Source organism: Massilia sp. NP310, assembly GCF_019443485.1.
In the GTDB taxonomy this organism is placed as follows: Bacteria; Pseudomonadota; Gammaproteobacteria; order Burkholderiales; family Burkholderiaceae_D; genus Telluria; species Telluria timonae.
Genome location: NZ_CP080379.1, coordinates 3,584,784 through 3,597,442, shown reverse-complemented (window position 1 = coordinate 3,597,442; position 12,659 = coordinate 3,584,784). Strand labels below are relative to the sequence as shown.

Below are 12,659 nucleotides of genomic sequence, written 5' to 3'. Positions count from 1 at the left end.
TTCAATGACAAGCACCTAGGCCGCGGTCGAGCGTCGCCCCGGCCGGCACCCGCTCCGGGTCGGCGGCCAGGAATTGCCACTCATAGCCATTCTCCAGCAGCCGCAGACGCAGCACGCCGTCGAAGCTGGCTTCGCGCACCTCGCTATTATCCCGGATACGGAGGAAAGGCGTGGCGTAGGCGCCGCCGGTGCCGACCACGAACTGGCGCAGGCCGCGCGCGCGGTCCGGCCGCCCCCGGGCATCCTGCGGCGCGAAGCGCTCGTAGTCGTGGTCGTGGCCGGACAGCACCAGCTCGGCCCCGGCCCGGTGCAGGATGTCCCAGGCATCGTGCATGCGCCCGGGGCCGCGGTGGCCGCCGGAACTGAAGGCAGGATGGTGCCAGAACGCCAGAGTACAAGAGGCCGTGCTGCGGTCCAGCTCGGCGCGCAGCCACGCCAGCTGGGCCGCGTGCCGCTCGCCCTCCAGGTTGCTGTTGAGCGAAACGAGCAGCCACGAACCCAACCTCAGGCTGTAATAGCCATTGCCGTCGACCCCGCGCGCGCGTTCGCCGAAGTAGTCGAAGTAGGGCAGGGCGTCCCTGGTGTTGTACTCGTGGTTGCCCGGCGTCGGCCAGGTGCGCTCGCGAAAGCGCCCCCAGGTCGGGCCATAGCAGTCGGCGAATTCGCGCGCCGTGCCATTCGGATAAGTGTGGTCGCCCAGGGTGAGCACCACGGCCCTGGGGTCGGCGCGCAGCGCCCATTCGACCAGGGTCGCGGTGGCGGCGGCGCCCGACCAGCGCGGATCGGGATGCTTGCAGCGCGCGATGTCGCCGGCCGCGTAGACTGTATGCGCCGTGGATGCATCCGCCTGGGCGACGCACGGCAACAAGGCCAGCGTCAGCAGGATGGCGCCCGCGACCGGGCCGGATGCTGGCGCCATCGCCCGCCTTATTCCACCAGGCGCAGGATGCCGCGCAGCGCATGGGCGATGGCCTGCTCGCGCACCGCCTCGCGGTCGCCCGGGAACACCAGGCGTTCGGTGTGGACATGGTCGCCGCGCGCCCAGCCGAAGCACACGGTGCCGATCGGCTTGCCGGGCACGGCGCCGGTCGGCCCGGCGATGCCGGTGGTCGAGACGCCGATGTCGGCATTGCTGTTGGCCACGGCGCCCGCGGCCATGGCGGCGGCCACTTCTTCGCTGACCGCGCCGAACTGGGCGATCACGGCGTCGGGCACGTCCAGCATCTCGTTCTTGGCGGTGTTCGAATAGGTCACGAAGCCGCAGTCGAACCAGTCGCCCGAGCCGGGGATGGCGGTGAGCGTGTAGGCGATGCCGCCGCCGGTGCAGGATTCGGCGGCGGCCAGCATCAGGTTTTTGGGGCCGAGGGCGTCGCTGACTTTCTGGGCAAGATCGATGAGTTCGTTCGTCACGTGCGTCTCCTTTGCAAGCCGCCGGCCGGGCGAGTGCCACGTCGGGAAACCGGTCGGACTTGCTTCATTCTAGCGCGCTGCACGAGCGCACGACATGCCAAAATTTCAAAAATGCCTACCCAAACCGCATGCGAACGTTTACAGTGCCAGCCGCGCTCTTGTCCCGGCCCGGCTTGATAAATGTTTCGTGCGACACACAGCACAAGCGTGCTGCTATGCTGGGACGCCCGATTTCTCGTCTTTGTTAGAACTTTTACATGCCGCGCATGCGTTCCCGTGAGCGGTCCGTGGAGGAAGCATGAGCCGCCAGCGCTCTATCCGCAAGAAGCTGGTGGCGGTGGTGATGATGACCACGTTCGTCGCGCTGCTGGTCTCGATCGCGATCGTGATCGGCTATGACTTGCGCAGTTACCACCGCGCCCTGGTCAACGACCTCTCGACTCAGGCCGAACTGGTCGGCCACATGACGTCCGCCGCGCTGAGCTTCGACGATCCGCGCCTGGCCAACGAGAACCTGGCGCTGCTGCGCACCAGTCCCCTGGTGCGCGCCGCCGCCATCTACGATTCCCGGGGCAAGCTGTTCGCTTCCTACGCCGCCGCCGGCGAGCCACGCGATATTCCCCGACGCCTGGACGCGGCGAGCCTGCCCGGCGAAAACAGCGCGGAACTGGTGGTGCGCCAGCCCATCGTCGAGAATGGCGACACGGTGGGCACCGTCGTGCTGCGCGCCGAGAACCGGCTGCTGGCGCGCACCCTCGACTATCTCGCCATCGCCGCCGGGGTGACCCTGCTGGCGATGGCGATCGCCTACCTCTTGATGTGGCGCCTGGGACGCGTGATCACGGCGCCGATCCTTGCGGTCACCGAGGTGGCGCGCGAGGTGGTGGCCACGCGTGACTATTCGCGCCGCGCGCCGCGCATCGGCGACGACGAGGCGGCCGAGCTGGCCGACTCCTTCAACGCCATGCTGACCGAGATCGAGGGCCGCACCCGCGAGCTGGAAGACACGCACAGCACCATCCTGCGCGAAGCCCAGCAGCGCACGCGCGCCCAGCAGGAAGTGATGCGCCTGAACGAGCAGCTGGAACAAAGAGTCGATGAGCGTACCCTGCAGCTGGCGCTGGCCAACGCCGAACTGGCCAACGCCAACGAGGAGGCGAAGAGCGCCAACCAGGCCAAGTCGGCCTTCCTGTCCTCGATGAGCCACGAGCTGCGCACCCCGCTCAACGCGATCCTCGGCTTCGCCCAGATCCTCACCTCCGACACGCTGCCCTCGACCCTGGAGCAGAAGAAGGAATTCGCGAACCACATCCTCAAGTCGGGCCGCCACCTGCTCACCCTGATCAACGAGATCCTCGACCTGGCCAAGGTCGAATCGGGCACCATCACGCTGTCGATGGAACCGGTGGCCCTGGCCGACATCCTGCTCGAAGTGCGCACCATGATCGAGCCGATCGCCGCCACCCGCAAGGTGCGCGCCCTGTTCCCGGCGGTGGACGGCGCGGTGGTGATGGCCGACCGCACGCGCCTGAAACAGGTGCTGCTCAACCTGTTGTCGAACGCGGTCAAGTACAACCGCGAAGAGGGCGCGGTCGTCGTCTCCTGCGAGCAGTCGGGGCCGGAGCGCCTGCGCCTGTCGGTGCAGGACACCGGCCACGGCCTGAATCCGGAGCAGCTGGCCAACCTGTTCCAGCCGTTCAACCGCCTGGGCCAGGAAGCCGGCGCCCAGGAAGGCACCGGCATCGGCCTGGTGGTGACCAGGCGACTGGTGGAACTGATGGGCGGCGAGATCGGCGTCACCAGCAGCCCGGGCGTGGGCAGCGTGTTCTCGATCGAGCTGGCCAGCACCGCGCCGCTGGCGTCGGCGCTGCCCGAGCGCGGCCCCGAGGCCGAGACCGCGCCGAGCGCCCCGCCCACCGAAGGCGAGCCGCACCTGGTGCTGTACGTCGAGGACAATCCGGCCAACCTGCGGCTGGTGGAGGAAATCGTCGCCTTCCGGCGCGACCTGCGCCTGCTGTCGGCCCCCGACGGCCACCTCGGCCTGGAGCTGGCCAAGGCGCACCGCCCGGACGTCATCCTGATGGACCTGAACCTGCCGGGGATGAGCGGCTTCGAGGTGCTGCGCCAGCTGCGCGCCGATCCCGAGACCACCTGGATCCCCGTGATCGCGCTGACGGCCAACGCCATGCCGCGCGACATCGAGCGCGGCATGGCGGCGGGCTTCCACCGCTATCTCACCAAGCCGATCGACATCGACAAATTCACCGAAGCGATCAACAGTACGCTGGCGCAGCAGCCCGGGACGGGCCAGCCAGGCGAAAGGAAGCCCAGATGATTTCCCTGTCCGACATCCGGCGCGCGCGCATCCTCGTCGTCGACGACGAGCCGGTGAACGTGCAGCTGCTCGAATACCTCCTCAAGACCACCGGCTACGAGAACGTCAGCTCCACCTACGATCCGCGCCAGGTGGTGGCGCTGCACCTCAAGCACCGCTTCGACCTGATCATTCTCGACCTGCACATGCCGGGCATGGACGGCTTCGAGGTGATGGAGGCCCTGAAGCCGCTGGAAAGCGATTCCTGGCTGCCGGTGCTGGTGGTGACGGCCGAGCCGGACAAGAAGCTGGCGGCGCTCGAAGCCGGCGCGCGCGACTTCATCGGCAAGCCCATCGACACGGTCGAGGTGATGACGCGCATCCGCAACCTGCTCGAGGTGCGCCTGCTGCACCGCGAGTCGCTCGACTACGGCAGCCAGCTGGAGCGCCAGGTGCGCGAGCGCACCGCCGAACTGGCGCGCTTTCGCGGCGCGATGGACGCCACGCCCGACGCCCTGTTCCTGATCGACACCGCCAGCATGGCGATGGTCGACGTGTCGGAAGGCGCCTGCCGCATGCTGGGATTTTCGCGCGACGCGCTGCTGCGCATCGACCCGGTGGCGCTGGGCCTGGCCACGCGCACCCAGCTCGAACGCCTGCTGGGCGGCCGCCCCGCCCACGATGGCGAGTCCGAGTCCGAGGCCGACATCGTCGAGACCGAACTGCTGCGCGCCGGCGGCGAGGGCTCGGTGGCGGTCGAGATCAGCTGGAAGCTGCAGGAACAGGACGTCGGGCACGCCGCGCAGCGCATGCTGATCGCGGTGGCGCGCGACATCAGCGAGCGCCTGCAGGCCCAGGAAAACCTGCGCCACGCGGCCAGCTACGACGCCCTGACCGGCCTGCCGAACCGCACCCTGTTCTTCGAAAACCTGCGCGACACCATCGAGCTGGCCCAGGACAAGAACTGGCGCGTGGCGGTCCTGTGCATCACGCTCGACCGCTTCAAGGTGATCAACGACACGCTCGGCACGCGCGGCGGCGACGAGCTGCTGCGCCAGTTCAGCACGCGCCTGGTGCGCTGCGTGAAGGTGCGCGATTCGGTCGGCCGCCTGGGCGGCGACGAGTTCGCGCTGATCCTCACCATGCCGCGCGAGCAGCAGGACGCGGTGAACATGGCCAACGACGTGCGCGATTCCCTGCGCCTGCCGTTCGACCTGCACGGCCAGCCGGCCGCGCTGACGGCCAGCATCGGCATCGCCATGTACCCGGACGACACGACCGATCCGGGCGCGCTGGTCAAGTACGCCGATACCGCCATGGTGCGCGCCAAAGAGGCCGGCCGCGACGGCTACCGCTTCTTCACGGCCGGCATGAACGTGCAGGTGCTGGCGCGCCTGGACCTCGAGCTGGCCCTGCGCGGCGCGCTCGAAGATTCCCAGTTCGTGCTGCACTTCCAGCCCAAGATGGAATTGAACACCGGCCGCATCGCCGGCACCGAGGCCTTGCTGCGCTGGCACCGCCCCGGCTACGGCCTGGTGTATCCGGCCGAATTCGTGCCGGTGATGGAAGAGACGGGCCTGGTGGTGCGGGTCGGCGACTGGATCATCGACGAAGCCTGCCGCCAGATCGCGGCCTGGAACGCGGCCGGCGTGCGCGACGTGCGGGTGGCGGTGAACGTGTCGAGCCGCCAGTTCGTCGAGGGCGACCTGGAGGGCGTGATCAGGGACGCGCTGGCGCGCCACGACGTCGAACCGGGGCTGCTGGAGCTGGAGCTGACCGAAAGCGCGCTGATGCAGAACGCCGAGCGCACCACCGAGGTGCTCACGCGCCTGAAGGCGCTCGGGATCCGCATCGCGATCGACGATTTCGGCACCGGCTACTCGAGCCTGGCCTACCTGAAGCGCTTCCCGATCGACAAGCTCAAGATCGACATCGCGTTCGTGCGCGACATCGTCAACAATCCGGACGACGCGGCCATCGCGCTGGCCATCATCAGCATGGCGCACAGCCTGCACATGCAGGTGATCGCCGAGGGCGTCGAGACGCGCGCCCAGATGGCCTACCTGCGGCGCCACCGCTGCGACCAGATCCAGGGCTTTTATTTCTCGCGCGCGCTGCCGGCCGACCAGCTGGCCGAGATGGTGCTGTCCAACCGCGCCAAGCCCGAAGAAAAGCAGGCCGCCGACGACAAGGTGCAGACCCTGCTCGTCGTCGACGACGACCCGAACGTGCTCACCGCGCTGCACCGCCTGTTCCGGCGCGACGGCTACCGCGTGCTGACCGCGTCGTCGCCGGCCGAGGGCTTCGAATTGCTGGCGCTGTACCGCGTGCACGTGATCCTGTGCGACCAGCGCATGCCGGTGATGAGCGGCACCGAATTCCTCAGCAAGGTCAAGGAGATGTATCCCGAGACCATCCGCATCATCCTGTCGGGCTATACCGGAGTGGACTCGGTGCTCGATTCGATCAACCGCGGCGCGATCTACCGCTTCTACACCAAACCGTGGGACGACCAGCAGCTGCGCGACAATGTCCGTCTCGCGTTCCGGCACTACTGGATGACGTACGGGCCGTATGACGATCGCAAGACGCCGCGCGAGGAGGACCAGCGCGGCGAGGCGGCGGCCTAGGGTCTGGCTTGTTACTTGTTGGCAGTAGCAGCGGTTTTCAAATTAACCCGTACGCAGCGCAGTGCGCAAGGCCGGTCTGTCTGAATTCGATTGGTACATCTGCTGCATCTGCTGCAGTTGGACCCGGGTTGGCGCGAAACGACTGATCGATCTCGACCGCGCCGTGGATGAAGCGCGGCCCGAGCGGCGTGACCACGGGATGCGATTCCAGCGCCATGCGCTAGCCGGCCCTGAGGCGCCGCGGGCGGAAGTGCAAGAGCAGCGCCGAGACCAGGAAGTAGAAAGCGCCGAAGCCCGCGTAGCCGGCCACGGTGGCGACCGTCGGCTCGGCCGGCATGCGCGCCTGTCCGATGAATACGGCCCCGGCAAGCGCCGACTGTGCGCCGCTCAGGACCATCGCCCACTGGGCGCCATGGGTTTTCCAGCGCCGTACTCCGGTGCCCAGTTGCAGCAGGCCGGACAGGATGGCCCAGGCGCCGAACACGGCCAGCACGCGGTGCATGTCGGGCAGGGCGACGGCCAGCGCCAGCGCCACGACCAGGCTTGCGACGACGTTCAGCAACTGGGTGCGGTTCGCCGCCAGTCCGCCGCTGCGGCGAGCGTCGACCAGGTTGGCGAAGGCATCCCATGCTGGATAGGCGACCAGCAGCACCGCGCCGGCGAGCGTCGAATGCTGGGCGACGCCCAGCACCGCAAGCACCCAGGCGCTGGAAAAGACGGCGCGCACGAAGTAGTAGCGTTTGAGCCAGCCTTCATGGGTGCCGCCGGCAAGGTTGGTGTCGTGGTTCATGATGTCCTCCATTTATTTACCTACTAGTTGGTAGGCTGTTGGGTTAAAAAAAGCCGGTCTGCCGGACCGGAATCGTTTTCAAGCCGGCGCCTGGACGCGCGCCAGCTGGGCGGCCGTAATGGCGCCGAACACCTTCGCATCGCCGTAGGCACGTGCCGACAGCATGGCGCCGTGCACGGTGGCCATGAAGACCTCGGCTTCGACCTCGGGCGGCTGCATCAGCCGGATCGTGCCTTGCTGGACGCCCCGTTCCAGCACCGATGCCATCCAGCCCGACAGGAAGCGGAAGTAGCCGCGCACCTCGACCGCCACCTCGGCCGGCAGGATCGGCAGTTCGCCGGCCAGCAGGGCGCACACGCAGAACGGCGCGCTCAGGTCGGCGATGCACTTTTCCCAGTAGTCGATGTAGGCGCGCAGCATCCCCAGCGGATCGGGAATCGCCTGCTGCAGGCGCTCGATTCCCTCGGCCGTGGCCTGGCGGTGCTGCACCACGATGGTCTTGACCAGGTCGAGCTTGTTCGGGAAGTGGTGGTGGATGCTGGCCTTGCGGATGCCGACCACGTCGGCGATGTCCGCATAGCTGAATCCGTTGTAGCCACCGGCCACGATCAGGGCGCGCGCGCAGGTCAGGATGTCTTCCGAGGTGTTGGACAGCTTCTTCATGCTGGAATCCTACCTTCTGGTAGGGAGGTAAGTCAAGCGAAGTGTCAATCCGGCGTGCGCGCCATCGCACTGAGATATTCAGATGCCGCTGAAGTGATCCCAGCCCGTCAGGCCCAGGTCGAGCGGCGCGCCGTGCGCGTCGACCAGGCGCAGGCCGGGGGCGGTCTCGATCGCGCCGACCCGGGTGACCGGCGTGGCGGCCAGCGCCGCGGCTTCCAGCACCGCCGCGCGCCGTGCAACGGGGGCCGTGAAGCACAGTTCGTAATCGTCGCCGCCGGCCGCGGTGAAGCGGCGCCGCAGTGCGCGGTCGTGGCGCGCCAGCGCCGGGCCCGCCGGCAATGCGTCGACGTCGAGCGTGGCGCCGACGCTTGACGCCGCCAGGATGTGCCCCAGGTCGCCCACCAGGCCATCCGAGATGTCGAGCGCGGCGTGCGCAATCGGCGCCGCGGCCAGGGCCAGGCCCAGGGCCACGCGCGGCGTGGGCATGTGCAGCCTTGGCGCGGCCTGCGCATGCGCCTCCGGGGAGAGTTCGACCTCTTTCCAATAGCCGGCCAGCGCCAGGCGCGCATCGCCCAGCGTGCCCGAGATCCAGATGTCGTCGCCCGGCCGCGCCGCGGCGCGCTGCAGCGCATGGCCGGGCGCCAGTTCCCCGAACACGGTGATGCAGATATTCAGCGGCCCCTTGGTGGTGTCGCCGCCGATCAGTTCGCAACCGTGTTCGTCGGCCAGCGCGAACAGGCCGCGCGAGAAACCGTCGAGCCATGCCTCGTCGGCGCGCGGCAAGGCCAGCGCCAAGGTAAAGGCGACCGGCCGGGCGCCCATCGCGGCCAGGTCCGACAGGTTCACGGCCAGCGCCTTGTGGCCCAGCATGAAGGGATCGGCGCCGGCGAAGAAATGGCGGTCTTCGACCAGCATGTCGGACGAGATCGCAATCTGGCGGCCGGGCGTCGGGGCGAGCAGGGCGCAGTCGTCGCCGATGCCCAGCGCGACATCAGGGCGGCCGGGGCGCTCGCGGTGAAAAAAGCGCTTGATGAGGTCGAATTCGGAAAGCATGGCGGCGATTGTACCGCCCCCCGTTGGCCTGCCGGGAATTGCTGCAACCGCACATAAGTGTGGTGAAAATACGTAGCCATTGACAACATGCTGTCTGATAGAATCGAAAGTCCCGTTTTGCTTCAGGAAGGCTGCCCAGCATGGATTCGTCATCTGACAAAAAAGAAGAATTACGTCAGCAACTGCGTCAAGCAGCGCTCGAGTATCACCAGTTCCCCCGTCCCGGCAAGATCAGCGTGGCGCCCACCAAGGGCCTGCTGAACCAGCGCGACCTGGCGCTGGCCTATTCGCCGGGCGTGGCCGCCCCTTGCGAGGAAATCGTCAAGGATCCGGCCGCCGCCTACAAGTACACCGCGCGCGGCAACCTGGTCGCCGTGATCTCCAACGGCACCGCCGTGCTGGGACTGGGCAATATCGGTCCGCTGGCGTCGAAGCCGGTCATGGAAGGCAAGGGCGTGCTGTTCAAGAAGTTCGCCGCGATCGACGTGTTCGACATCGAGATCAATGAGACCGATCCCGACAAGCTGGTCGACATCATCGCCGCGCTCGAGCCGACTTTTGGCGGCGTGAACCTGGAAGACATCAAGGCGCCCGAGTGCTTCTACATCGAGCGCAAGCTGCGCGAGCGGATGAAGATCCCGGTCTTCCACGACGACCAGCACGGCACCGCGATCATCGTCGGCTCCGCCATCCTGAACGGCCTGAAAGTCGTCGGCAAGAGCATCAAGGAATGCAAGCTGGTGGTCTCGGGCGCCGGCGCGGCCGCGCTGGCCTGCCTCGACCTGATCGTCGACCTGGGCTTCCCGATCGAGAACATCTTCGTCACCGACCTGGCCGGTGTCGTCTATAAAGGTCGCGTCGAGCTGATGGACCCGGACAAGGAACGCTTTGCGCAAGACACGCCGCACCGTTCGCTGGCCGACGTCATCCCCGGCGCCGACATCTTCCTGGGCCTGTCCGCCGGCGGCGTGCTCAAGCAGGACATGGTGGCCAAGATGGCCCCGAACCCGCTGATCCTGGCGCTGGCCAATCCGAATCCGGAAATCCTGCCGGAAGACGTCAAGGCGGTGCGCGGCGACGCCATCATCGCTACCGGCCGTTCGGACTATCCGAACCAGGTCAACAACGTCCTGTGCTTCCCCTATATGTTCCGCGGCGCACTGGACTGCGGCGCGACCACCATCACGCGCGAGATGGAAATCGCGGTGGTGCACGCGATCGCCGACCTGGCCCATGCCGAGCAGTCGGACATCGTGGCCTCGGCCTACGGCATTTCGAACCTGTCCTTCGGTCCGGAATACCTGATCCCGATGCCGTTCGACCCGCGCCTGCTGACCCATATCGCGCCGGCCGTGGCCAAGGCCGCGATGGATGGCGGCGTCGCCAGCCGTCCGATCGAGGACCTGGCGGCCTACGCCGAACACCTGCAGCAGTTCGTGTACCGCAGCGGCACCTTCATGAAGCCGCTGTTCCAGGTCGCCAAGGATGCCCCGGCCGAACTGAAACGCATCGTCTACGCCGAGGGCGAGGACGAGCGCGTGCTGCGCGCGGTGCAGGTGGTGGTCGACGAAAAGCTGGCGCGCCCGATCCTGGTCGGCCGTCCGGCGGTGCTGGAGCAGCGCATCGAGAAGTTCGGCCTGCGCCTCAAGCTGGGCGTGCACTTCGACGTCATCAATCCCGACTTCGACGAGCGCTACCGCGACTACTGGACGACCTACCACCAGATGGTGATGCGCAAGGGCGTGACCCAGGACCTGGCCAAGCTGGCCATGCGCCGCCGCCACACCCTGATCGGCGCCATGATGATCCACAAGGGCGAAGCCGACGGCATGATCTGCGGCACCTACGGCACCACCCAGATGCACCTGGACTTCATCGACCAGGTGCTGGGCAAGCGCGCCGGCGCCAACGTCTATGCGGCGATGAACTTCATCATCACGCCGGAACGCCAGCTGGCCATGGTCGACACCCACGTCAACGAGAACCCGAACGCCGAGCAGCTGGCCGAGATCACGATCATGGCGGCCGAAGAGCTGGAGCGCTTCGGCATCAGCCCGCGCGCGGCCCTGCTGTCGCACTCGAACTTCGGCAGCGCCAATACGGAGTCGGCGCAGAAGATGCGCGCCGCCCTGGCCCTGGTGCAGCAGAAGAAGCCGGAACTGGAAGTCGACGGCGAGATGCACGGCGACGCCGCGCTCGACGCCAAGAACCGCGCCAAGATCATGCCGGAATCGACCCTGAAGGGCGACGCCAACCTGCTGGTGCTGCCGAACATCGATGCCGCCAATATCTCGTACAACCTGCTCAAGACGGCGGCCGGCAACGGCATCGCGATCGGCCCGGTCCTGCTCGGCTGCGCGCGTCCGGTCCACATCCTGACCCCGTCGGCGACGGTGCGCCGGATCGTCAATATGACGGCGCTGGCCGTGGTGGACGCAGTGTCCCAGCGGTAAATCATTCAGCCGGTTTGTACTTGACGCCTGCCTCGCGCGCCTTGCGCCGGGGCAGGCGTTTTTGTCTGCACCTGTCTCCAGCTGTCGCTGTTTGTCGTTTTGCAAAGACACTGGTAACAAACCGTAAGCGACGATCGCAGCGCGTCATTTTCGGGTCATAATGTTCAGATAAGTGTTGATTTAATTGCACACATTTCTGGCGTGCAATTAGGCAAACCGACCTCCTCTGTTACAATCCTTGCTTTCGCCGGGCTCGTCAGGTAGTACGTGGCGCCCGCAAGACCACTTCATATCCATCCAAGAACATGCAAAACAAACGAGCCCTCATCACCGGTATCACCGGCCAGGATGGCGCCTATTTGGCCCAGTTGCTTCTGGAAAAAGGCTATCACGTCACCGGCACCTACCGTCGTTCGAGCTCGGTCAATTTCTGGCGCATCGATGAGCTCGGCATCACCTCGCATCCGAACCTGTCGCTGGTCGAATACGACCTGACCGACCTGGCCTCGAGCCTGCGCCTGATCGAAACGTCGCAGCCGGGCGAGGTGTACAACCTGGCGGCGCAGAGCTTCGTTGGCGTGTCCTTCGACCAGCCGGTGACCACCGCCTCGATCACCGGCCTGGGCGCCGTCAACCTGCTCGAAGCGATCCGCATCGTCAATCCGAAGATCCGCTTCTACCAGGCGTCGACCTCGGAAATGTTCGGCAAGGTGCAGGCCATCCCGCAAAAAGAAGATACGCCGTTCTACCCGCGCAGCCCGTATGGCGTGGCCAAGCTGTACGCGCACTGGATGACCATCAATTACCGCGAGTCGTACGACATCTTCGGTTCCTCGGGCATCCTGTTCAACCACGAGTCGCCGCTGCGTGGCCGCGAGTTCGTGACCCGCAAGATCACCGATTCGGTGGCCAAGATCGTGCAGGGCAAGCTGGAGCTGCTGGAGCTGGGCAATATGGACGCCAAGCGCGACTGGGGCTTCGCCAAGGAATATGTCGAAGGCATGTGGCGCATGCTGCAGGCCGACAAGCCCGATACCTATGTGCTGGCGACCAACCGCACCGAGACCGTGCGCGACTTCGTCACCATGGCCTTCAAGGCGGCCAATGTCACGCTCGACTGGAGCGGTTCGGGCGAGCAAGAGGTCGCCCACTGCAGCCAGAGCGGCAAGAAGCTGGTGGGCGTCTCGCCCAAGTTCTACCGTCCGGCCGAAGTCGACCTCTTGATCGGCGACCCCGAGAAAGCCAAGCGCGAGCTGGGCTGGGAGCCGAAGACCACGCTCGAAGAGCTGTGCCAGATGATGGTCGACGCCGACCTGCGTCGCAACGAACAGGGCTTCTCGTTCTGA

Annotated in this window: 10 protein-coding genes; 4 read left to right on the top strand and 6 right to left on the bottom strand. The window is 66.6% G+C overall.

The window, feature by feature from the left end; translation table 11 throughout:
- Window position 1: 1 nt before the first annotated feature.
- Both KY496_RS15790 and KY496_RS15785 read right to left on the bottom strand, forming a co-directional pair.
- On the bottom strand, window positions 2-919 hold the full coding sequence (locus tag KY496_RS15790) for a metallophosphoesterase (protein ID WP_219861466.1): 918 nt from the start codon (window positions 917-919) through the stop codon (window positions 2-4).
- A gap of 8 nt (window positions 920-927) precedes the next feature.
- Window positions 928-1,410: a CinA family protein gene (locus KY496_RS15785; protein ID WP_184236687.1), complete on the bottom strand. Its 483-nt coding sequence runs from the start codon at window positions 1,408-1,410 to the stop codon at window positions 928-930.
- 298 nt (window positions 1,411-1,708) lie between these two features.
- Here KY496_RS15785 and KY496_RS15780 point away from each other — a divergent pair, with 298 nt between their 5' ends.
- The gene (locus KY496_RS15780) at window positions 1,709-3,745 is read left to right on the top strand and encodes an ATP-binding protein (RefSeq protein ID WP_219861464.1); all 2,037 of its coding nucleotides are present in this window, start codon (window positions 1,709-1,711) and stop codon (window positions 3,743-3,745) included.
- Window positions 3,742-6,354, top strand: coding sequence for an EAL domain-containing protein (locus tag KY496_RS15775; RefSeq protein ID WP_219861462.1), 2,613 nt, complete (start codon window positions 3,742-3,744; stop codon window positions 6,352-6,354). The genes KY496_RS15780 and KY496_RS15775 overlap by 4 nt, the downstream gene beginning before the upstream one ends.
- A gap of 37 nt (window positions 6,355-6,391) precedes the next feature.
- On the opposite strand, the gene KY496_RS15770 is transcribed toward KY496_RS15775, so the two are convergent.
- From KY496_RS15770 to thiL, 4 genes are all read right to left on the bottom strand, one after another.
- The gene (locus KY496_RS15770; RefSeq protein WP_157225442.1) at window positions 6,392-6,571 is read right to left on the bottom strand and encodes a hypothetical protein; all 180 of its coding nucleotides are present in this window, start codon (window positions 6,569-6,571) and stop codon (window positions 6,392-6,394) included.
- Between the two features lie 3 nt (window positions 6,572-6,574).
- Complete coding sequence (locus KY496_RS15765; RefSeq protein WP_005665044.1) at window positions 6,575-7,144, bottom strand: hypothetical protein; 570 nt, start codon at window positions 7,142-7,144, stop codon at window positions 6,575-6,577.
- 78 nt (window positions 7,145-7,222) lie between these two features.
- On the bottom strand, window positions 7,223-7,807 hold the full coding sequence (locus KY496_RS15760; protein WP_005665046.1) for a TetR/AcrR family transcriptional regulator: 585 nt from the start codon (window positions 7,805-7,807) through the stop codon (window positions 7,223-7,225).
- Between the two features lie 78 nt (window positions 7,808-7,885).
- The gene (gene thiL / locus KY496_RS15755) at window positions 7,886-8,860 is read right to left on the bottom strand and encodes a thiamine-phosphate kinase (protein ID WP_219861460.1); all 975 of its coding nucleotides are present in this window, start codon (window positions 8,858-8,860) and stop codon (window positions 7,886-7,888) included.
- 140 nt (window positions 8,861-9,000) lie between these two features.
- On the opposite strand from thiL, the gene KY496_RS15750 reads away from it, so the two are divergent.
- Both KY496_RS15750 and gmd read left to right on the top strand, forming a co-directional pair.
- On the top strand, window positions 9,001-11,313 hold the full coding sequence (locus tag KY496_RS15750) for an NADP-dependent malic enzyme (protein WP_071361282.1): 2,313 nt from the start codon (window positions 9,001-9,003) through the stop codon (window positions 11,311-11,313).
- A gap of 305 nt (window positions 11,314-11,618) precedes the next feature.
- Entirely contained in the window at window positions 11,619-12,659 is a 1,041-nt protein-coding gene (gene gmd, locus KY496_RS15745) for a GDP-mannose 4,6-dehydratase (protein ID WP_219861458.1), read from the top strand.